The organism is Methylomonas sp. AM2-LC (assembly GCF_039904985.1).
In the GTDB taxonomy this organism is placed as follows: Bacteria; Pseudomonadota; Gammaproteobacteria; order Methylococcales; family Methylomonadaceae; genus Methylomonas.
Map to the genome: position 1 here is coordinate 3,239,813 of NZ_CP157005.1, position 22,749 is coordinate 3,262,561.

Annotated in this window: 14 protein-coding genes; 7 read left to right on the forward strand and 7 right to left on the reverse strand. The window is 43.2% G+C overall.

Features of this window, described 5'->3' with window-relative positions; all coding sequences use genetic code 11:
- Nucleotides 1-9 precede the first annotated feature (9 nt).
- The 7 genes from ABH008_RS14500 to ABH008_RS14530 all read right to left on the reverse strand — a co-directional run bounded on the left by ABH008_RS14500 (nucleotide 10) and on the right by ABH008_RS14530 (nucleotide 14,198).
- Complete coding sequence (locus tag ABH008_RS14500) at nucleotides 10-4,965, reverse strand: PilC/PilY family type IV pilus protein (protein ID WP_347986328.1); 4,956 nt, start codon at nucleotides 4,963-4,965, stop codon at nucleotides 10-12.
- Between the two features lie 20 nt (nucleotides 4,966-4,985).
- Nucleotides 4,986-5,579: a PilX N-terminal domain-containing pilus assembly protein gene (locus tag ABH008_RS14505; RefSeq protein WP_347986329.1), complete on the reverse strand. Its 594-nt coding sequence runs from the start codon at nucleotides 5,577-5,579 to the stop codon at nucleotides 4,986-4,988.
- The gene (locus tag ABH008_RS14510; protein WP_347986330.1) at nucleotides 5,579-6,814 is read right to left on the reverse strand and encodes a PilW family protein; all 1,236 of its coding nucleotides are present in this window, start codon (nucleotides 6,812-6,814) and stop codon (nucleotides 5,579-5,581) included. The genes ABH008_RS14505 and ABH008_RS14510 overlap by 1 nt, the downstream gene beginning before the upstream one ends.
- On the reverse strand, nucleotides 6,811-7,248 hold the full coding sequence (gene pilV / locus ABH008_RS14515; RefSeq protein ID WP_347986331.1) for a type IV pilus modification protein PilV: 438 nt from the start codon (nucleotides 7,246-7,248) through the stop codon (nucleotides 6,811-6,813). Before pilV ends, ABH008_RS14510 begins: the two co-directional genes overlap by 4 nt.
- A complete protein-coding gene (locus ABH008_RS14520; protein ID WP_347986332.1) occupies nucleotides 7,248-7,868 on the reverse strand; it encodes a GspH/FimT family pseudopilin in 621 nt (206 codons plus the stop codon). Before ABH008_RS14520 ends, pilV begins: the two co-directional genes overlap by 1 nt.
- Before the next feature lie 496 nt (nucleotides 7,869-8,364).
- Complete coding sequence (gene acnB, locus ABH008_RS14525; RefSeq protein ID WP_347986333.1) at nucleotides 8,365-10,917, reverse strand: bifunctional aconitate hydratase 2/2-methylisocitrate dehydratase; 2,553 nt, start codon at nucleotides 10,915-10,917, stop codon at nucleotides 8,365-8,367.
- A gap of 365 nt (nucleotides 10,918-11,282) precedes the next feature.
- Nucleotides 11,283-14,198 (reverse strand): EAL domain-containing protein, encoded by a 2,916-nt coding sequence (locus ABH008_RS14530; RefSeq protein ID WP_347986334.1) that lies wholly within the window; start codon nucleotides 14,196-14,198, stop codon nucleotides 11,283-11,285.
- A 663-nt stretch (nucleotides 14,199-14,861) separates the two neighbouring features.
- Between ABH008_RS14530 and ABH008_RS14535 the strand changes: the two genes are divergently transcribed.
- The 7 genes from ABH008_RS14535 to xseA all read left to right on the forward strand — a co-directional run bounded on the left by ABH008_RS14535 (nucleotide 14,862) and on the right by xseA (nucleotide 22,671).
- Nucleotides 14,862-15,188: a hypothetical protein gene (locus ABH008_RS14535; RefSeq protein WP_347986335.1), complete on the forward strand. Its 327-nt coding sequence runs from the start codon at nucleotides 14,862-14,864 to the stop codon at nucleotides 15,186-15,188.
- Between the two features lie 570 nt (nucleotides 15,189-15,758).
- Nucleotides 15,759-16,010 (forward strand): hypothetical protein, encoded by a 252-nt coding sequence (locus tag ABH008_RS14540; protein ID WP_347986336.1) that lies wholly within the window; start codon nucleotides 15,759-15,761, stop codon nucleotides 16,008-16,010.
- A 465-nt stretch (nucleotides 16,011-16,475) separates the two neighbouring features.
- Nucleotides 16,476-17,687 (forward strand): FtsH protease activity modulator HflK, encoded by a 1,212-nt coding sequence (gene hflK / locus ABH008_RS14545; protein WP_347986337.1) that lies wholly within the window; start codon nucleotides 16,476-16,478, stop codon nucleotides 17,685-17,687.
- A gap of 1 nt (nucleotide 17,688) precedes the next feature.
- The gene (gene hflC, locus ABH008_RS14550; RefSeq protein WP_347986338.1) at nucleotides 17,689-18,543 is read left to right on the forward strand and encodes a protease modulator HflC; all 855 of its coding nucleotides are present in this window, start codon (nucleotides 17,689-17,691) and stop codon (nucleotides 18,541-18,543) included.
- A 75-nt stretch (nucleotides 18,544-18,618) separates the two neighbouring features.
- Nucleotides 18,619-19,812, forward strand: coding sequence for an ATP phosphoribosyltransferase regulatory subunit (locus ABH008_RS14555; protein WP_347986339.1), 1,194 nt, complete (start codon nucleotides 18,619-18,621; stop codon nucleotides 19,810-19,812).
- A 12-nt stretch (nucleotides 19,813-19,824) separates the two neighbouring features.
- Nucleotides 19,825-21,114: an adenylosuccinate synthase gene (locus ABH008_RS14560; protein WP_347986340.1), complete on the forward strand. Its 1,290-nt coding sequence runs from the start codon at nucleotides 19,825-19,827 to the stop codon at nucleotides 21,112-21,114.
- Between the two features lie 216 nt (nucleotides 21,115-21,330).
- Nucleotides 21,331-22,671, forward strand: a complete 1,341-nt coding sequence (gene xseA / locus ABH008_RS14565; protein WP_347986341.1) for an exodeoxyribonuclease VII large subunit — start codon at nucleotides 21,331-21,333, stop codon at nucleotides 22,669-22,671.
- The last annotated feature ends 78 nt before the right edge of the window (nucleotides 22,672-22,749 follow it).

Below are 22,749 nucleotides of genomic sequence, written 5' to 3' on the forward strand. Positions count from 1 at the left end.
TCCGTTAGCTTACTGAATTTGTTGCCAAAACTGCCTGCATACACTATTTACACAGGCACCTGAAGAGGTGGGTCCTGGAATACTTGTCGTGTTATTGGTTGTACCACCACCCGAAGCCCCACTTTGCACCCCAATAGAAGTCGCCCCTGTGCTTGAAGTTAATACGAACGGCGTACTGCCCATACCAAAACTCAGCTGATAAGCGGCTAAATTAGCGACAGTTGAACCAAATGGAGAGGTTGTACCGCCAGACAACGCATTCACATCCATTAACCAGCCATTACCTTGCGCACTACAAGGATCAATTGATGGTACAACGGAGGAAATTAGAATCCCTGCCCCCAAAGGCACGGCTTGCGAAATAACACGCTCTCCTGAAGAAATGAAATCAATATACCATCCAGAAACTTTGCTATTGGTGTAATCAACCGTATTATTGGTAATAGTTCGCAGATTATTGGTGATTGAATCATTCTGACACGTTGATGTTGTTGTGCTTGTACCAGTAATAGCCGTTAGCGTTTGCGCTACTAAATTACTACGTAAAAGCGTAGTTCCCGATTTCGCTTTAGGATTATCCCAAACACTGTAAAAAGTTTGTTGGTTGGTATTTGACATATCGGCCAGTGATATGAAACTACCAGTACCAAAACTTATATTAACACCACCTATAGAATTGGCTACCAAAGTAGGTTTAACCGTAATGGGTTGATAAACATTATTAGCAATGCCAGTAAATAATGGGCTAGCTTTATTTGCCACCGCCCAATTTGCTTTAACCGAATCTGTTAAATCAAACTTCCATAAATTGCCCTGTAAATCACCAGCATACACATAATCTATGATGGAATCATTATTACTATCATAAAGTACTGGAGTGGAAAGGCCGTTGTTGGCATTGGCAAAATTAGTATCAATAGTAGTAATCAAGTCTCCCGTATTCAAATTAACAATATATAAAATGGCATGGCCGTTGGCACTCATATAACCATTGCCAAAAATTGCTGCCCACGAACCATTGTTAAGTCGTGCAATTTGCGGCTGTGAATAGGTTAATCCTAAATTGCCAGTTGTATCGCTATACTCCCACATCACATTTGTGGCAGTAAAACTGGTTGGAGTGCTAATATTCAGGGCATAAATGGCACTTCCACCTGAATTTAAGCCACCCACTAATACCGTCTGCCAACTACCATTCAGATAAGCATCACTCACAGTGGGTGTACCATCCACAAAGAAATGATGTGTATAGGAAGGATCGGTCAAACTACTCAAATTACCAAACACCGCAGCGGGAATATACGCCAGCTGTTCAACACCGGAATTGGTCTGACTTATATCGGCTTGAAAGCCATGCAGCATACCGTCATTAGCACCTACATAGACCATTGGGGTGCGCTTGGCTTTATTGGTTACATAAGTAGCATAACCGGATTGTTCGGTACTTGTGGTAGAAGTCGGTAATTTACTGAAGCCATAATCTTCCGCCTGTGTATACACGGGCGATGAATCGACAATATCACCCAACACATTGACTTGGCCTGATGCAGAAACAGCTCGATTACGAAAGATACCGCCATTATTGCGTAATTCCTGTGAAGTATCGCCGCGTAACCAGTTTAAACGTAAACCACCCAAGGAATCCGGACCGACCGTACCATTAAGCCCAGTATCCAGTGTATGCATCTGTGCGCAGCTTATCTGTGCTGTAGTACTACCGCTTGGATTCGTGTTACACGTGGTACTGGCAGAGGTTATCCCGGTCGACAGGCTTGGCCATAAAAATGCAGCGCCTTTGGTACCATTAAAGGTAAATATATTACGGGCACTGGCGGCAGGTATTTTATTGGCGGCATCCCAGTTTGAGTCCAGGTTATCGATAGTGCAAGTGGTGTTGCCATTGGCTTTATAGTTAATCAAACCATTGCTTTGTATGGTGACATTAAACAAATCACCATGCCAGTCAGTTGAGCTGAATTGAGCGGCAAACTCAGTAGAGGAAGTTGTTGGTGTCAGCGTAGTCGAGCTTAATGCCGCAGATGAGGCAGAAGTAATTTGACCTAATGCCGCTTGAAAAGCATAAGCTAGCGAAGTGGACAGAGAACTTGGATTAGTTGCGTAGAAATAATGATCCGGCACTCCGTCGTTATTGCTATCCCACTGCGTTGTTTTGGTTGGTGTATTAGAGGTGGGTGTAGCAGCAACAGTACTGGAAGAATCATAAGTAAATCCACCCCATTTAGAGGCATACCAGAGTGGTTGCTTTAAAAAAGAGGTAGTGCCTGTCGCAGCTGGAGCATACATAACAGTAGTGGCCACATCACCTTGATAGGTATTACAATTTGGGTTATTCCTAGGACAAGTAGTAGGATTACCTATTAATTGTTGAGCAAATGGCGTATTAGGATTACAGTTAGTACAATAGGCATTACTTCCAGTACCTGACGAACCTATTAACAAAGTACCAGAATTTGTATCGGAAAAGGCATAACCATTGATACCACTATGCGCATGGTAACCATCATGATTAGTACCCGAGAGTATATAACCCAGGCTCATCGAATAGTTTGTTGATTCGTAAAATACTTGCGTGGTGATATAAACGTTAGTCGAGGTCACCACATAAATTAAAGTACCCCACAGATCCATATCATAATCACCGCCCTGTGCACTATCATCGAAGTTGGCATACAGTAAGCCACAATTCATCGCTGTATTCGATGTCAACCCTGATCCACTGGTGTTTATGATGTTAGTAACCTTGCTACTGACAATGGAATTAGCCGTACAACTTTGCGAAACTATTTGAAAAGCAGTCGCTGTACAATTAAGGCCCGTTGTATTGTCCTGACAAGCTGGAGTTATGCTAACAGTCTGAGTATTAGAGCCTGGCACGGCCACAGTAACAGAGGGTAAATTCGGCGCTAAAGCCACACCAAAAGTGGTGACAGTCTGATTGCCTTGTACTCCAGTGGGCTCCAAATCGGTGGTATTACCAAACCAGGCTAGGCCAGCAATTTGGTACGTACCCAATAGTGAGGGAGCATCGGGACAAGTACCATTCAGGGTACTTAAACTAACCGTTGTGGTACCGTCTTTACTAACAGTTTTTGGCGTACACAATATATTATTATTTGCGTCGGTTAGACTAGTATTTAACGAGCCGACAAAAACAGACGTTCCAGGTATGCTTTCAGTCGTTCCCACTGTATCAGTTAAGGAACTGGGATCACTAGAGGAATTTCCATTAATATCGGCAATACCGCTCAGTTTATTAGCATCATACGACGTAGAGCTGGAGGTAAAATTGATAATGCTTTGTTTGGCGCACCACTGCGAACTAGGTACACTCAAAATTTTGTTTGTTGTACTGTAATTGGTTGCGGCAACCGACAAACCGGATATATAAGAGGAATCTAACATGGAGGTAGAACTGGTTGCGGGTAAAAAATCACCACTTGCATCCTGATTACCTAAATAACGCAACGCTTCCAAAAACATTTCCGCCTGTGGATTACCCCAGTTACTGCAACTGCCATCTGGAAAACTGCCACCGGTCGCACTCATCAACCCCCAACTGCAATTAGCGGTTTTATCATTAAAGGCTGAAGCTGTCACACTATATCCACCGCCACTAGTGGTTGCCGTTTTAAAATACTGGCTAGTGCTGTGGTTATAACCATATAAACGCAGCAAATTCAGCGTATTAACAATACCAACCGGTCCAGTACCGCTAGGCTTAATATTGGCCGTGGGCGCGGTGCCAGTGGGTGCAGCGTTAAATGTGCCGTTGGTGTTGATATTCACTTCATCAGTAAATGTACCTAGATTTTTACGTAATACCCCGCCATTCGTATTTTTGGCATAAGAACCGGTCATCAAACCAAAATTCATTTGGTTATTATCGCCATAGGTTTGCAGTAAACCGATAGGTTTCAGTGTGCCGTCTGGATAAGTTTTACAGTTTTCATGCCCTATCAGCGTTGGCGATGCACACACGGCTACCAACACATTATAAACATTGGGGGTAATAGTCGTACTATCAGGGACAGTGGAAATTGCTGGCAAACCCGAGTAGGTTTGGTTATTACCATTCGCATAAGTGGTTTCCGAACTCCACTTGCATTGCCAACCTTCATTATTGGCCCACATACTGTAATTACCCAACGCCACTCTAAACACGGGCGGCGCGGTGATAGATTGTGAATAAACCTGACTGGGACTTACACTATCGACAGTGGTATTGCAAAAAGTTATCCCATTACTTACAGTTGTTGAGCTATAAGGTGTTAACTTAGTGATATCCGAACCATTATAGAATTTGGCAAAACTATGCGCGTCTGTTGGCAAATAACTACGAGCCAGCACGGTGACGCCAGGAGTTGTGGTAGTAACTTTAGTAGTGCTATCGGTACTGGTGGAATTTCCGGTATCAGTCGTGCGTAAACCTCCATATAGAATTTTACGGATTACATCCATGCGTGTCATGGTTAACCAGTTAAGAAAATTACCGCTCCAAGTTAAAGTAATAGTTCCCGTGTTGCAGTAATTATTACTATCTACAGCCGTAGTCGGTTCAAATGTTGCTTGTTTAGTACCTGTCAGTGAATAATTGTAACTGGGCGCCGTATTATAGGTATAACACTTATAACTGTCGAAATAGCCATAATAGATAACACTGTTGATATAGGTTGTATCAGGCACTCCATCGCCGGTCAGGTCGGAATAATCATCAAACGCTTTATAAAACGACTCGTGATCCTTAGAAATAGTCAACAAAGCAGAGGGTGTAGTACCATTTGCAACAGGGGGCGGTGTATTTGCAGGCGGATTGGCTGGATTGGCGGTTGGAGTTGTGGTGGCAGCAAAAACAGGATTATTAAGGATAATAGCGATAGCCAAATTCCTTAACGCTATAAACATGAATCTGTTCAGCGAATATGTGTGACTTATCTGTTGTGTCATGTTTATACCTTTAACAATATCTATTTAGTAAACAAAGCTTGCAATATAACACTCTGATTAGTATTACTATCCCCTGTGCCATACACGGTAACACGGTAATTCTTCTGCGTACCGGAGCTAACCGTGGTATCCGGCAAGCGCTCCACAATATACCAGGGTGGGCCAGCGGTTACAGATAATGGTAAGGCTGCAGTGGTGTCACTCCAGGCAAAAGACTGCTTTGTACCATTACAATCCAAATCGCCTGTGCCATTCCAATAATTGGCGGTATTAGGGTTACATAGATTAATTTGATACATGCCTGTTTTACAAACAGATCCGCAGGTATTTCCAGTGAGACCTGTCGGCGCTGGAATGGCGGTAATATTGGCATTGGTGGTCAAATTATTCTGTACATAAGCCAGAGCCGCTTCTGCCTGCTCAAATGCCAGTTCGCGCTTACGAGCATTACCTGCCATGCGTTCTTCCAAACTACCTGTCTGAGCAACATTCACTCCCAGCAAAGCCAGCATGACTAACAGCAGCAATGCGGTTAGCAATACCGCCCCGCCCTGCCGCTGAAAACCGGGTAATTTAACTGATGTACGGCTAGGGATTATGCAAACTGTAGTCATTAATAGTTTTTTACCATTACAGTGGTTGTAAACACTTTACGCAGCTGGTTATCAGTGGGTGTCACTTTTTCCAAAGGTGTATCGCTCGTGTTGATTACCCCATCACCATTTGTGTCTAGTTGAAATGGCTGCGCCTCGGTCGTAATGTTTGCCTCGGTGGAACGCGACACCATTAACAGGCTGATACGCACGCCTAGAATACTATTCCAGTCGGTCGTAATACTTGTTCCATTACATTTAACCGTATTGTTTGTAATATCACTGGCGTTTGCATAACACTGTGGTGTAAATGTGGTGTCACCCGATTTTATAACTAAATACGATAATTGCATATCCTGCACCCCCTCCACCAATTCTTGCGTACTAAGCGTACCATCTGCCGCCAAACTGACACGATAAAGGGCGGGATCAGTGTTGTTGGTACAGGCATAGCCTGTCGGTGTTGTCCAAGTGAGGGTAGGATCAGTTTTTGGCCGGCAAATAAAATACACGTTGGCACTCAAGGGATAAACCACCGAATTCGTTACAGTAGTTGCCAAAGCGTTTGTAGAGGTATATGCAAGCTTGTTACCGGTACAAGTCGAAGTCGTGCAACTATCTTTAAATATTTCTATACCCGCCGTCCCGGAAAAACAGTTTGCCCCTATTAATATTTGCCCGTTTTTAAAATTATTGGTGGTATTCAGTACCAGTGGATTTGCTGGCGCACCCGTGGTAACGATATATTGCTGACTAGGATCGACATGTTTAACCAGTAACACATCGCCTTGCGACACAAAACCGGTAACACCTGCAACGTTAGTTTTGAAGTTAGCATCTGCTGGAAAGGTTGATTTATAGTTACTGGTAGAATTAAAGGCAATGGTGGCTTCATTGCTATTTTCATAACCTGTCAGGAAATAAGTTTTGGTCAGATTACTGGTATTGGTATTATTGTCAAAATACTGATACCACTCAGCTGCAGCGTTTGCTGGACTATTGGCAGTACTAAGGGTTGAACTACAGCCGGTAAAACCAGCCATATGGATATCCTTGGACACCACATCAAATGCCAGCCGTGCGCCTTCTTGCATACGTGACAACGCATCTTGTTCGCGAAAGGTGTTACGCGCGGCAAGATAGGAATAACCCAAGCCAGCCAGTATGATTAAGCCAATAGACATGGAAATCAGCAGCTCTAGCAGTGTCATACCAGCTTGAGGCGTTTGGCGGCGACGTTGCGTTAAACTTGTCATAAAGTACTATTGGTAATAAAGGTAGTGGTGGATGCGCCGCCTGATGAATTGGCACCTTTTGACAGCTCGGTCCAAGTAAGGGTGATGACAACATTGTTCGTAGTTGTCTTAACCGTTGCCTGCCAACCCGGCAGCATACTGTCTACATTAGTTAACCAGTCATGCTTTTCAAAATCCTGAAGGGTAGTAGTACTGGTGGGAACTGTAGTGGTAATGGTAATATCATAGCCACCTGCCATAGCAGAAGTCTGATTCATACGCATACGTTCCAGATAATCACTAGCCAACAAACTAGCCTGAGTATGATAATAGGCGGAATTATTAGATTTTGACGATTGCGCCATCAAAGCAGCCTGACCGAGCAAGCCCAGACCCACTACCACCATGGTTACCAGAACTTCCAGCAAAGTAAAAGCGGATTGTTTACGTTTCATCAATTACAAGTTCCTCCAGAACATAACTCATAGTAGCCACCCGTGCCAATACCACAGGTATTACCACTGGTTGATCCCGTCAAACTAACCCGTCCAAGAATATTTAAACTAATCAGTTTCGGATAACCAGGATATTTTCCGGAAAGATCAATGGCACATATCAGAAAGCTGCCATTACTATTATTTTGATAAAAACTGGAATTGACAAAACCAGTGGGCAGATATTGTACATAACTGCCAATAGACGCATTCCCTGAATTGTAGATAGCCGCCACAGCTACCCCACTATTTTGCGGCTGTACATATTTGATGACTGTATCGGTTCCGTCAAAAGTACCTACTGTGCTAGTATCAACAAACACCATCCAACCATTACTCCAGTTTGTACCACAAGTGGAAGTACCGGCAGAGGCGGGGCAGACCGTAACCGGCTGCACTTGTTTAACCGCCTCAGAACGAGCCAGATTTAAAGCAGCCGTCAGCTGATTGGTATAACTAACCGCACGGTTTTGTTGTAATAACACATTAAAAGACGGTACAGCCATCGCGCTAAGAATACCTACAATAGCAATGGTAACCAGTAGTTCCAGTAACGTAAATCCTAGACATAAACGCGGCATGATAGACTCAATTTAAGCTTAAACAATACTGATCATAAATAATCAGGCCAGACAGTCGATGCCACCTATAGCAGGGAGAACCACAATAAGAAAATAACTTAACACAAACCCATAACCAATAAAAAGTATAAGCCCGACACTAGCGCTACAGTACTCGAATTATACACCATTCTTGGATGCTGCGATAAACCTGAAGTGAGTAAAATTGAGACGGAGTACCGCTAAATGAAGTTTAGTCGAGAAATGGAAAAATGGCGTAAAGCGGGCGGGTTAGATGCGTGTGCACCTTGACTTTGATGCCAAAAACATCCTACGCATCGACACCCGCCAAGCCTTTAATCTGCTATCACTCTTTACTTGAAGACTAACAAATGCCAGCAAGTAAATAGCAATGCATAATGACGTCGTTTAGGCTATGGCGGGTTACGTTGCGAATCTTACACAACTGAACTGGCTTAGCGAAGATACACCCGCGCAGCTAACCCGCCATACGGCCCTACGCTACGGTTTCTTCCTGATAAGCAGGCAACTGATTAAAGTTTAAATACCGATAAGTATCAGCACTGGTGGCATCTAATACACCGGCATATTGCTGATATTCCGCCAGCGTGGGGATTTTACCCAACAATGAACACACCGCTGCCAATTCAGCAGAAGATAAAAACACATTAGCACCATTTCCCAAGCGGTTTGGAAAATTACGTGTAGAGGTAGACACTACCGTTGCACCATCCGCAACCCGTGCTTGATTACCCATACATAAAGAACAACCGGGCATTTCGGTACGCGCACCGACTTTACCAAAAGTACTGTAATAGCCCTCTTCAACTAACTGGTTCTGATCCATTTTGGTGGGTGGCGCTACCCATAAACGGGTTGGTAGGCTGGTGGCTTTTTCCAGTAATTTACCCGCAGCCCGAAAATGACCAATATTAGTCATACAAGAACCGATAAACACTTCGTCAATTTTGGTACCCGCAACGGCCGACAGTGGTTTGATGTCGTCCGGATCATTTGGACAAGCCAATAAGGGTTCGGTGATCTGATTCATATCAATGTCAATAATTTCCGCATACTCTGCATCGGCATCTGCTTCCAGCAATACCGGTTTAGCCAACCAGTCCTGCATAGCAGCAATTCGACGTTGCAAGGTACGAACATCGCCGTAACCTTGAGCGATCATCCAATTTAACAGACTGATATTAGAAAGCAAATACTCTCGAATAGGTGCTTCATTCAATTTGATGGTACAACCACCGGCTGAACGTTCAGCCGAGGCATCGGACAGTTCGAAGGCCTGCTCTACCTTTAAGTCTGGCAAGCCCTCTATTTCCAGGATACGTCCGGAAAACACATTTTTTTTACCTTCTTTGGCTACCGTTAACAATCCACGTTGTATGGCCGCATAGGGAATAGCATTCACCAAATCGCGCAAGGTGATACCGGGCTGCAAAGTACCGCTAAAGCGCACTAATACCGATTCCGGCATATCCAACGGCATCACACCCGTGGCTGCCGCAAACGCTACCAGGCCGGAGCCTGCTGGAAATGAAATACCAATCGGAAAACGGGTATGCGAATCACCACCAGTACCTACGGTATCGGGTAACAGCATACGATTCAACCAGGAATGAATTACGCCATCACCAGGACGTAGCGATACACCACCACGTGTCATAATAAAATCGGGCAAACTATGTTGCATGGCAACATCGACTGGTTTTGGATAAGCGGCAGTATGGCAAAAAGATTGCAATACCAGGTCAGCAGAAAAACCCAGACAAGCCAAATCTTTTAGTTCATCTCGAGTCATGGGGCCAGTCGTATCCTGCGAACCGACTGTTGTCATGCGCGGTTCGCAATAACTACCGGGACGTACACCTGCCACACCGCAAGCCTGTCCCACCATTTTTTGCGCCAACGTATAGCCTTTATTGGATGCAGCCACATTAGACAGGCGACGAAACTCCGTAGAAACGGGCAATCCCAACACGCTACGGGCTTTATCGGTCAAACCACGACCAATGATAAGCGGAATGCGCCCTCCGGCCCGCACTTCATCCAATATCACTTCGGTTTTCAGGCTAAACCGACAAATTTCATGACCAGTTTCGTGCGCTTTAATCACACCCTCGTAAGGATAAATATCAATTACATCACCCATGTGTAACTGGGTAACATCGCATTCTATGGGTAAAGCGCCAGAGTCTTCCATGGTATTAAAGAAAATAGGCGCAATTTTGCCACCGATACACACGCCACCTGCTCGTTTATTAGGAATATTGGCAATATCATCGCCCATAAACCACAACACGGAATTCGTGGCTGATTTGCGTGAAGAGCCAGTACCAACCACATCACCAACATAAGCCACTGGAAAACCCAGTTTTTTTAAGTTGGTAATTTGTTGTTCAGCATTATCAATACCCGGGCGCGGGATTTTTAACATGGCTTTGGCATGCAAAGGGATATCCGGTCTGGACCAAGCATCCTGAGCAGGTGACAAGTCATCGGTATTGGTTTCGCCGCTGACTTTAAATACGGTGACTGTCAATTTTTCGGGCACCGGGGCACGCTCGGTAAACCACTTGGCTTCTGCCCAGGCATTCAGTACCTGTTGAGCATAAACATTACCTGCCGCTGCTTTTTCCTGCACATCGTGAAACGCATCAAAAATCAGTAAAATACCCGATAAAGCTTGAGCAGCTATACTGGCCAGCTGTGGATGATCCAGCAACTCAATCAACGGTGCCACATTGTAACCACCCAACATGGTACCCAATAACGAAGTGGCTGTTTCCGGCGTTAATACAGCTGTTTTGATATCGCCTTTTGCAACAACGGTTAAAAATCCGGCTTTTACATAAGCCGCTTCATCCACACCGGCTGGTACGCGGTTAATCAGTAAATCCAGTAAAAATTCACTCTCATTTTCCGGTGCCTGTATGAGTAACTCAACTAAGGCTGCAACTTGCGAGGCGTCCAGGGGTTTTGGCACCACACCTTCGGCGGCACGTTCGGCTACATGTTTGCGGTAATTATCTAGCATGGCTGTTCCTCTGATAGTGAAATAGTTAGGCTGGGTGCTATCGGCAATCTAAACACCGTTGGCTTCTAGCTTATTGTAACCACATCAGCACTGCTTGTGAGCGCATTTATCCAGGATTATTATAAAAAAATAGCTATTTTCTACATTTTTGACCAGATTGTTTACTGACTATTAATAACTTGTTTCCTAATAAGCATTAGAACTAGATATTTGCAGGTTACAACTCAACAATACTCACACACCTTTCAAGTTGAATATTAGCTAGTCGCCTTATAATACTCATAATGGGTAATGAAACATCAATCTAAAAATTGCGCCCCCCCCCCAGCCAACGCTAAGTCATTATAAGTACTAGTCAGTGCCAATCAAATAAATCCCGTGTGATTTTCTTGCAAGTGTGGACTCGTCTTTTTTGGGGTATTAATAGTCATTTTCTGCAACTCTATCTGAAATTGCTCTATAGCCATTGGCTTGCCAAAGAAATAGCCCTGGTATTGTTTACATCCCATATTTTCCAGCAATTTTCGCTGAAACTCGGTTTCCACACCCTCGGCAATCACATCTAAATTAAGACTGTGAGCCATGACGATAATAGTACTGACAATTGCTTCATCATTACTGTCTATGGAAATATCTCGCACAAAAGACTGATCTATTTTCAGTTGATTCAATGGTAACAATTTCAAATACTGCAAAGATGAATAGCCGGTTCCAAAGTCATCCAAAGAAAATTGTACGCCGAGTTGCTTTAGCGAATTCATGATATTGATCGTATCATCAATATTATCCAGCAACAGACTTTCAGTCAGTTCCAGTTTAAGCAGCCGGGGATTAACTGAATAACGTTTAACGGCCGATTCCACCTGTGCCACGAAATCACCCTCGCGAAACTGCTGCGCAGACACATTGATAGAAAGCACCAACTCTCTGGAAAAATCGTTGTGTTGCCAGGATTTAAGTTGTGAACAGGCACTGTCTAATACCCAATGACCAACAGATAGAATGAGCCCGGTTTCCTCAGCCAGTGGAATAAAGTCTGCAGGCGATACAAATCCTCGTTCAGGATGAATCCAACGAATTAAGGCTTCCGCACCGATGGGTCTTTTGTATAGATCAACTTGTATCTGATAGAAAAGCTGAAATTGACGCAATTCAACTGCCTGACGAATCTGGTTTTCCAAAGCGGCACGATTATTAATGGCATCTTGCATTTGTGGGTCAAAGAAACGCATCGTGTTGCGTCCTGATTTTTTAGCCTGATACATTGCAATATCGGCTTGTTTTAACAATTCATCAGTTGGGTGTTGATCGTTGAACAAGGTTATACCAATGCTAGGGGTAATATGATATTCATAAGGCCCTAGCTGAAAAGACTGATTTAAAACCTGTAATATTTTATCGCCTACACCACCGGCATAATTGACCGCATCCACATGCAGTCTGGATAGTTCGCCCAATATGACCAAAAACTCGTCTCCGCCCAAGCGAGCAACCGTATCGACTTCACGCACTGTCGATAACAGGCGTTGCGCAACCAATTGTAGAAGTAAGTCACCTACGCCATGCCCCAAGGTATCGTTCAGAGTTTTAAAATTATCCAAGTCGATAAATAATAATGCGCTGGTTTTACCGCTTCGTTTACTGGTTACCATGGTATGTTGTAAACGATTGAGTAACATGCGCCGATTAGGCAACTGCGTCAAAGGATCAAAAAACGCCAGATTCTGAATCTCATCCTCGGCTTTTTTACGTTGCGTAATATCAGAAAATGAAGCCACATAATTACTGACTTTGTTTTTATGATCTGTCACCGCTGTAATGGTTAATAATTCGATAAAAATCGTACCATTTTTGCGTCGATTCCAGATTTCACCTTCCCAAGTACCATTCGTATTTAGCTGCGTCCACATGGCGGCGAAAAACTTGTCATCATGACGACCAGACGCTAATAAACTGGGCTTGTGTCCAATCACATCTTTAGCGGTGTAACCAGTGATTTGAGTAAACGATTTGTTTACCCGTAGAATGACGTTATGCGCATCAGTAATAATAATGCCTTCTTGAGACTCAAACGCGGTCGCTGCAATGCGCAGCTCTGCTTCCACCTGTTTTCGTTGCGTAATATCGTGTAGTAGTACAATAAAACGCAATTCAACCCCCGGTTTAACTGGTTTTCGAGAAACAGACAGTTCAAACCAGCGATTACCTTCGGCAGTTTCAATCTCGATTTGTTTACCTTGCGAAAGCCCTTTTTTTTCAGCTTCTAATAATGCAGCAATAAACACCTCTTCAGCAGAACGTGATAGAAATTCGCCCACCGATTTGCTGAGATTATGTTTTACAATGGCGGTCAATAAATGATTATTTGTGGTGCGATAAAAACCAATTTGTCCATTCCTGCTCACTTCAAGCAACATATCAGGCAACACATCTAAGGTAGCTTGCAACTGATTCTGCGAATCACGTAACTGGTTATAGGGATATTCTATGGTTTCGACAAAAACGGCATAATAAAGAAAAATGTAAGAAACCACTTTATACAGATGGCCCATCAGATTAAATAAGTCAGTCAAATCCTGATAACGAGTGAAAAATAATTCACTCATTGCCATAGAAGAAACCACACCGATTAAGCCTGCCGCATTAAAATTAAGCTGTTGACCGAGTCGCTTGCACAAAAAACCTGCAGCAATCAGATTAAGAAAAATAATAAAGTATTCAGAATAAATTTTGCTGGCTGTCAGCCCCTTTCCGGGTTTATAGGCGATTGGCAGCCAATTTTCATGAAACAAAACCAACCAATGTACGATGACAACAAAAAAAAACACCAATCCCAGAGTGGTATAACGAAATCGAATGGAATTAGCGGGTCGCCAGGTACTGACTGCTACCCATAACAAGGTAATAGCAGCCAGAAATCGAGCAAATAGCCAAAAATTGGTCGCTTTCTGTGGACCACTAGGCGTAAAAAAGTCTGGCATGCCTGAATAAGAAAGCATGTGCGAAAAATCAAGCGTCGCCACACCCAAGAAGGCACAGGCAATAACAAGTAAATTTCCTGGTAATCCACGCCGATAAGCATTCCAACCGACTGAAAATATCAGAGAGGCGATAACAACAGTGATGGTTTCCAAAAAGGTATGTAAGGCCAGATAGTCTGGAATAACCGGGATATCTACAAGTACAGCACCCGCAAATAGAGTAACCAGAATAAACAACAGCAACCCTATGATATTGATCACTTTTTGTATTTCTAATTTATGACTGTCGTGATACCACATTAGCTGTGAGTACCTGACAAATTTAATTTTGATCTATTCACAGACAACCCCTGTTGACAGGAATACAATTGATTATAAACATCAACAACATAGTTATTTTTTTATTAGAAAAGGCATTATCAGTACAGAAAAATTAATTATGCTTACAGCCTATAGCGGCCAGATTATTCTTAACTGAAATAATAATACCAAAATTGGGGGATAAGTTATCATGAACACCGTGCAAATTCATCTGCAATGTCTATTAGGCACACAAAAAAATTAAAATTAATCAGATTCGCCAAAGCAAATCACCATTATTACTAGAATGATAACCAACAATTACAATAATACAAGCAGAGGTTTTACGTTAAGTCGTTGCTACAGCATAACCAACAGCGTGTTTACTTAATGGTTTAACTATAATCAGCAAAATTGATATCGATTGTGACAGGTAAAACCCAGTGCAAAATAAACCGAGATATAAAAAAGATGCCGAGCGGCATAAGACCTGCCTATTTACAATAATAAGCCCAAAGAGTCACTATACAGCACAGTTTTTTATTAAAAAAACAATGAGCTATAGAGTGTACTGAATGAGGTGAAGTGTACCCATCACAATATAGATGCTCATCAATCCTATAAAACTTAACTTGATGCTTAAATTTAGCAAGGAGAAACAGTATGATATCGCCTAGATTATTGCCAGCACTGTTATTGACAAGCGGTATGACTATGGCACCAACACAGACAGGATTAACTGCTGAACTGGTTCCTAATAAGAAAAATACACCCATAGTTGCTAACAGTACACCTACAGTTAACATTCCAGAAAATAACAAACAAATCCCCAAAAACGCCCCACATGCCAATAGGCAAATGCTACCGATGGGGGAAGCACTAAGCAACAATGGTCGTCATATACCCGAAATGGGGCAACAAGCGCCGACAAAACGTGTCATTCCTATGGGTAAAGCTAACGTGCGCTTCAAAGCTACACCAAGCCAGTAACACCTGCGTCCGACTGTTTTTTCTTGATTTCTCTAGCCAGATTGATCGTAGCAATGTAAAGGAAACTTCGAAAAACCCGGCTTTTGTGCTTCGACAGAGCTCTCCTGAGTTGTATCGAAGGGCGGTCTTTCGAAGTTTCCTAAAGATTTACCTACCGAATCAGACTTCAGCAAGACTTTTAATTTTTTCCAAAATATAATCGACTTTACGCATAACAGTATCAATGAAGGTTTTCATGATGAACTCCCTTAAAGCTTAATTACTTACAATTGTGACGGCTAAAACATTGTGACACTTAGCCTCTCTGCAATAACAAGCAACATTTACACCATTCTTATAATTTTGCGTACATTCAAGCTTTCTGACCTACCTACTGTTATCGGAATAATTAAATAAGGTTTATATCCACCATGTGAATGGTGCAAATGCACTGATTTTCTGAACATTAAAGACTTAACAACCAGATAGTTCTCACCAAAAAAGTTGGCATACATGCTGCTTTAATAGTGATAATACTGACTGTTAACGATACGAATGCTCTATTAACAAGGTTAGCGAGGATTAACTATTATGAAAACTGTATTGTTTAAATGTTTTGGCATTATCATATTAATGATAATCGCACAGGGATGCGTAGGCTATGTTCCGCCACCCCGACCAATGGCTGTTACATCTGCATATCCAGCTTATGGCGGTTATTATAATAACTATGGCGCCTATCCGGCGTATGGTTATGGACCGACCTATTATCCGCCAGCTGTTGGCATAGGCATTGGCCCTATGTTTGGTTTTAGAGGGGGATGGGGACATCATCACCATTGAATATCCGATAACTGAATATTTCACACAAAAGCTTTTAAAATGCCTATAGCGATCAAGTAAGCGCTTGAAATCAATATATTGCCTATTCAAATCGGGCTAGCAGAAACTGACTACCCCGATTTCTCCGCATGCTATTTATTCGATCATTCAAACAAGCGACTATTTTTTATTACTGGTTAATCCACTGTTTTTACGTATTTTTATTTTTCTAACCTACTATTGATAACATTCTGCGCAACCCGATAAACTAATTTACGATAGAATAGCGGATTATCTGCATAATCGCCCTAGCTGTACTGAGATGTCAATTTATGCACTTGCTCATAGCGGGCGGTGTAAGTCAGTTATCTAGTTCTAGTCAGAGTGGATTTACGCTGAATTTAACCCCCTGTTTTTTTGCTGGCCGGATAAATTTGTTTTATGCAGTCATCTGTAAAGTTTTAATATCCAATTGGAGTATTTTGTATGTCTTGGAATGAGCCTGGTGGCGACAAAAAAGACCCTTGGAGTGGTCGCAACGATAATAAAAATCCTCCGGATTTGGATGAGGTAATGCGCTCGTTACAGGAAAAATTAGGCGGCCTTTTCGGTGGCGGTTCGGGTGGTGGTGATCAGACACCCGGCAATGATTCCGTCTTCAAAGGCTTAGCATTTCTGGGTGCAGCCGCCGCAGTACTGTGGGGGTTAACTGGATTTTACACAGTAGACGAAGGTACGCGTAGCGTTGTCACGCGTTTGGGTGCCTATGTAGGTACGACACAACCCGGCTTAAACTGGCATATTCCCTATCCGATTGAACAACAATTAAATATTAATGTTGAACACCAAAGCTTTATCGAAATCGGTTATCGTTCCGGTGGTGGCCAGGCAACAGGGTCGGTTCCCAAAGAAGCTATGATGCTTACCAAAGATGAAAATATCGTTGATGTGCGTTTGGCGGTGCAATATCAGGTTAAAGATGCTAAAGACTTTGCCTTTAATGTCCTTGATCCCGCATCTACTTTAAAACAGGTAACAGAAAGTGTGTTACGTGGCGTAATTGGTCACAGTGATATGGATTTTGTTCTGACCGAAGGCCGTAGCGAAATTGTACAAGCCATTAAAACTGAAATTCAAACGGTGATGGATAGTTATCAAGCCGGTATTTTAATTACCAGTGTTAACTTACAAGATGCTCAGCCTCCTGAACAAGTGCAAGGTGCTTTTGAAGATGCTATTAAAGCTCGTGAAGACAAACAACGCCTGATTAATGAAGCAGAAACCTATTCGAATGATGTGGTACCCAAAGCACGTGGTAAAGCATCACGTATCGTTCAGGAAGCTGAAGGTTACGAACAAAATGTGATTGCGCGAGCTGATGGCGATGTCAGCCATTTTTCGCAATTATTATCAGAATACAAAAAAGCACCTGCAGTTACCAAGCAACGTATGTATATAGAAGCCATGGAGTCGGTACTTGGACACTCCAACAATATTCTGGTTGATGTAAAAGGCGGCAATAATATCATGTACTTACCTCTGGATAAAATAGGTGTAAAAACACCAGAGGAAATACAGCAACAGGTTATCAACCACGAACCTGTCCCTGCCCCCGCAGCTCAAACTTCAGTTCCGGTAAAAACCGTAAAAACTGATGACAGAGCGGCCAGCCGTGAACACGATTTAAGAGGACGTTAAGATGCTGAATAAGATTTTAGTCGCCGCTGGCGCATTGCTTTTACTCTTATCCATGTCGGTTTTCACTGTAGGTGTTACTGAACGTGTCATTAAATTTCAATTAGGTGAAATTATAGGCACTGATTTTCAGCCTGGACTGCACTTTAAATGGCCGTTTGTGAATAATGTAATCAAGTTTGATTCGCGCATTCTGACCATGGATTCCACTCCCGAACGTTTTTTAACTGCCGAAAAGAAAAACGTCATCGTCGATTCGTTTGTTAAATGGCGTATTGGCGATGTAAAAGTGTTTTATACGACAGTATCTGGTGATGTTAATCAGGCCAATGTACGTCTGGATCAAATTATCAAAGACTCTTTTCGCAGTGAATTCAGCAAACGAGAAATTAAGCAACTGGTATCTACCGACCGCAGCATTATTCGTGAAGCCCTGATTACCAACGTTTCACCACATGCAAAAAAAATGGGCATAGAGATTGTAGACGTACAGGTTAAGCGTATTGATTTGCCCCCTGAAGTCAGCAACTCTGTTTATCAACGTATGGAAGCGGAACGCGCTCGGGTTGCGCGTGAATTTCGTTCTCAGGGTTCTGAAGAAGCTGAGCGCATTCGTGCCAATGCCGACAAACAACAGGCTATCATTCTAGCAAATGCTTATCGTGACTCTGAAGTATTACGCGGCGAAGGTGATGCCAAAGCCGCAGAAGTTTACGCTAAAAACTATAGTGAAGATCCTGATTTCTATGCTTTTTATCGCAGCATGATTGCCTACAGACTCAGCTTGGGTAAATCTGGAAATATTATGGTATTGGAACCAAATTCGGATTTCTTCAAATTTTTCAAGAATCAGAAATAAGCTTACACTTTCGAAATGCTGCATAAACGCTCCGTCTGACGATGGGGCGTTTTCTGCGATTGGGATATACAAAATATGCAAAAATCAGACTCTTGGCTTTTACCGGAAGGTATTGATGAAGTTTTGCCTGCACAGGCAGAACCCCTTGAACGTTTACGCCGCCAACTACTCGACACCTTTGCTTGCTGGGGTTACGATCTGGTTATTCCGCCCTTTGTGGACTTTCTGGATTCGCTACTTACTGGATCGGGACACGATCTGGATTTGCAAACCTTTAAACTGACGGACCAGATAAGCGGAAAAATGCTGGGGGTACGTGCAGATATGACTCCACAGGTGGCTAGAATTGATGCACATAATTTAAAACATAACTGGCCAACCCGCCTATGTTATGTCGGCACCATTTTGCATACTCTGGGTGATCCGCTAGAAAAAACCCGTAGCCCTATGCAAATAGGTGCCGAATTGTATGGTCATGCGGGCATAGAAAGCGATTATGAAATCATCTCCCTGATGCTGGAAACTTTGTCGATCAGTGGTCTGGAAAATGTACACCTTGATTTGGGACATGTGGGTATCTACCGCGCACTGATTGCCGAGGCGGGATTAAATAGTCAGCAAGAAAGTGTGCTGTTTGATATTTTACAACGCAAGGCGGGCAGCGAACTACAAGAGTTGATACAGGAACTGGCTATTGATAAAGTTTACAAAGAGCTGTTAATCGCTCTACCCAAATTAAATGGCAGTGCTGATGTATTACATAAAGCAATCGATCTGTTTAAAGGTATCAACAATGTGCATATCAACCAGGCATTGCAAGATTTGCAAAATATAGGGAACAAACTGCGTCGCGACTTCCCTGCCCTACCTGTCAGTTTTGACTTGGCTGAATTACGTGGTTATCACTATCATACCGGTTTGGTTTTTGCAGCTTTCATACCGGCGATTGGCAGGGAGATTGCTCGCGGTGGTCGTTATGACAATATCGGCCAAATTTTTGGACGCGCCCGGGCTGCTACAGGTTTTAGTGCCGATTTAAAAGTGTTGGTCGGCATCTACAAACAAAGCCAGACAACTGCACAAATACCCGTGATATTCGCACCTTTTGTGGATGATCACGAACTGGCAGAAACCATACGTGACTTGCGTGCTGAAGGCAGCCGCGTCATTCAGTTTCTGCCCAATCAATCAGGGAGCGCCGCGGATTTGGGTTGTACCGCTACGCTGGAAAAACAGGATCACCGCTGGATTGTTAAAGAATTATTATAAGGTTTATAAATCATGGGAAAAAATGTTGTAGTAATCGGTACACAATGGGGCGACGAAGGTAAAGGTAAGCTCGTCGATCTTTTAACAGAACAGGCAGCTGCTGTTGTCAGGTTTCAAGGTGGTCATAATGCTGGTCATACCTTGGTGATTAATGGTGAAAAGACAATTTTACATCTAATACCCTCTGGTGTATTACACGAAGGCGTACAGTGCCTGATCGGTAATGGCGTAGTATTGTGTCCTGAAGCTTTGTTAAATGAAATCGATATTCTGGAAAAATCTGGGGTACCTGTACGTACACGCTTAAAAATCAGTGAAGCCTGTGCTTTGATATTGCCAGTACATGTGGCTATCGATCAAGCCCGTGAAAAAGCCAGAGGCAATAAAGCCATTGGCACTACGGGCCGTGGTATTGGCCCTGCTTATGAAGATAAAGTGGCGCGTCGTGGTTTACGTGCTGGAGATCTTAACAATAGTGAAGAATTTGCCAAACGCTTAAAAGATTTGGTGGATTACCATAATTTCATGTTGGTTAATTATTATCATGCTGAAGCAGTCAGTTATGAAAAAATTCTAACTGAAACCCTGCAAATGGCCGAACTGATAAAACCTATGCTTACAGATGTGGGTGAAGAATTGCATCAGCTGCAATCACAAGGTAGTAACATTTTATTTGAAGGTGCTCAGGGCGCTTTACTGGATATAGATCATGGCACCTACCCTTATGTCACTTCATCAAATACGACTGCAGGTGGCGCTGCTACCGGTACTGGGGTTGGACCACTTGCAATAGACTATGTGCTTGGCATTACCAAAGCCTATTCCACTCGCGTTGGTAACGGCCCTTTTCCGACGGAATTAACCGATGCGTACGGAGAGCATTTAGGCGTTAAAGGTCATGAATTTGGTGCAACTACCGGACGCAAACGCCGCTGCGGTTGGTTTGATGCCGTTTCTATGCGTAAATCGGCACAACTAAACAGTTTAAGTGGCATCTGCTTAACCAAGCTGGATGTACTAGATGGTCTGGACAAAATTGGTATTTGTAATGCATACAAAATCAATGGCAAGCTGACGGCTACTGCGCCACTGGGCGCGGATCAGTATGAAGCGTGCGAGGCGATAATTGAAGAAATGCCAGGCTGGAACACTACCACAGCAGGTATTACACAGTATGACGATTTGCCAGAAAATGCTAAAAAGTATATTGCGCGTATCGAGGAATTAGTTGGTGTTAAGGTAACTATTCTATCTACTGGTGCGGAACGTAACGAAACCATTATTTTAGAGAGCCCTTTCTAACCCTGCACTGTGTAGCTTACTTAAAAAACCGATGTTGGTGTTTTGAAAAATTCACCTTAAATCGGTATTTTATAGGGCGTCTATAGCGTAGCGTATTGCCCCGGAAGCACAGAACCCAATAAGTGCAGCTTTAATGTATTTTATAGCTGTACTTGTTGGGTTACGCTTGCGCCTAACCCAACGCCATTGAAATCTCCCAAAACCATACAGCCAACCATGCAAGCTGAAACCGTCTACAGCGTATCGCAACTTAACCGTGAAACCAAACGCCTGCTGGCCAGTCATTTTTTAAGCGTACAAGTAGCCGGTGAAATCTCTAATCTGAGCATGCCTTCTTCGGGACATATTTATTTCACTCTCAAAGATGCGCAAGCGCAAATCCGTTGTGCCATGTTTAAGGGCCAGCAACTACGCCTACGCTTTAAACCTGACAACGGCAAACAGATTGTAGTGACCGCTCAGGTCAGTCTTTATGAACCACGCGGTGATTTTCAACTCGTGGTTGAACATATGCAAGAAGCTGGCGATGGTGCTTTGCGGCTGGCGTTTGAAAAACTAAAATACCAATTGCAACAAGAAGGTCTGTTTGCCGAGGACAGAAAAAAACCATTGCCGTTACTGCCTAGTTGTATTGGTGTTATAACCTCCTCTAGCGGAGCAGCTATTCACGATATTCTCAGTGTATTAAAACGTCGCTTTCCAGCCATACCCGTCATCATTTATCCCGTGGCTGTGCAAGGCGATGCGGCCAAAACGGAAATTGAGCAGGCGCTGGCAACGGCAAATCAACAACAGCGGGTCGATGTCATTATTTTGGGTCGTGGCGGTGGTTCGCTAGAAGATTTATGGGCGTTTAACGAAGAACGGGTAGCGCGTGCTATAGCTGCCAGTAAAATTCCTGTTATCTCTGCCGTCGGACATGAAGTGGATGTAACCATCGCCGATTTTGTAGCCGACTTACGAGCCGCCACACCAACTGCTGCCGCAGAACATGCGGTACCTGAACAAAACGAATGGTTACAGAACTTTCAGGCCTACGAACAACATTTAACGCAACAATTGCAACGTCGATTTCAGCAACAACAGCAAAAATTGCACTGGCTGATAAAAGCGTTACAACAACAACATCCTGGGCAAAAATTGCAACGCAATGCTCAACGGCTAGATGAGCTGGAGTTGCGTATCAAACAAGCAATGTATCGGCAAATACAAGCTTTAAACCAGCAGGTATCAATTTACAGTCACCAACTTAAACAATGGCAACCGCAGCAACGAATAACCAGCCACCAGCAGCAACTGGCTTTTTTTCAGCAACGCTTGCACACTGCCATGAAAGCCAAACTGACGGTTTTGCAAAATACCCAAGCTGCATTAAGTCAAACCCTCAATGCAGTCAGTCCCCTGGCTACCTTACAGCGCGGTTATACCATTACACAACGTCAGGACAATTTGCAACTCGTAAAACACGCAACACAACTAAAAGTGGACGATATAATCGTTAATCGCTTAGCGCATGGTCAAATAGTGAGTCAGGTAAAAAAAATAGTGATTGATTAAAGCTATCTTGCTTATTCTAAATATGAAAAAATAGCCCTAGTATTCACTTTTGCCCCTATCCCGTTTTTAGTCCAAGGT

Coding starts and splice junctions, on each gene's coding strand:
- ABH008_RS14500 (WP_347986328.1), bottom strand. CDS start 4,965: ATGACACAACAGATAAGTCACACATATTCGCTGAACAGATTCATGTTT.
- ABH008_RS14505 (WP_347986329.1), bottom strand. CDS start 5,579: ATGACTACAGTTTGCATAATCCCTAGCCGTACATCAGTTAAATTACCC.
- ABH008_RS14510 (WP_347986330.1), bottom strand. CDS start 6,814: ATGACAAGTTTAACGCAACGTCGCCGCCAAACGCCTCAAGCTGGTATG.
- pilV (WP_347986331.1), bottom strand. CDS start 7,248: ATGAAACGTAAACAATCCGCTTTTACTTTGCTGGAAGTTCTGGTAACC.
- ABH008_RS14520 (WP_347986332.1), bottom strand. CDS start 7,868: ATGCCGCGTTTATGTCTAGGATTTACGTTACTGGAACTACTGGTTACC.
- acnB (WP_347986333.1), bottom strand. CDS start 10,917: ATGCTAGATAATTACCGCAAACATGTAGCCGAACGTGCCGCCGAAGGT.
- ABH008_RS14530 (WP_347986334.1), bottom strand. CDS start 14,198: ATGTGGTATCACGACAGTCATAAATTAGAAATACAAAAAGTGATCAAT.
- ABH008_RS14535 (WP_347986335.1), top strand. CDS start 14,862: ATGATATCGCCTAGATTATTGCCAGCACTGTTATTGACAAGCGGTATG.
- ABH008_RS14540 (WP_347986336.1), top strand. CDS start 15,759: ATGAAAACTGTATTGTTTAAATGTTTTGGCATTATCATATTAATGATA.
- hflK (WP_347986337.1), top strand. CDS start 16,476: ATGTCTTGGAATGAGCCTGGTGGCGACAAAAAAGACCCTTGGAGTGGT.
- hflC (WP_347986338.1), top strand. CDS start 17,689: ATGCTGAATAAGATTTTAGTCGCCGCTGGCGCATTGCTTTTACTCTTA.
- ABH008_RS14555 (WP_347986339.1), top strand. CDS start 18,619: ATGCAAAAATCAGACTCTTGGCTTTTACCGGAAGGTATTGATGAAGTT.
- ABH008_RS14560 (WP_347986340.1), top strand. CDS start 19,825: ATGGGAAAAAATGTTGTAGTAATCGGTACACAATGGGGCGACGAAGGT.
- xseA (WP_347986341.1), top strand. CDS start 21,331: ATGCAAGCTGAAACCGTCTACAGCGTATCGCAACTTAACCGTGAAACC.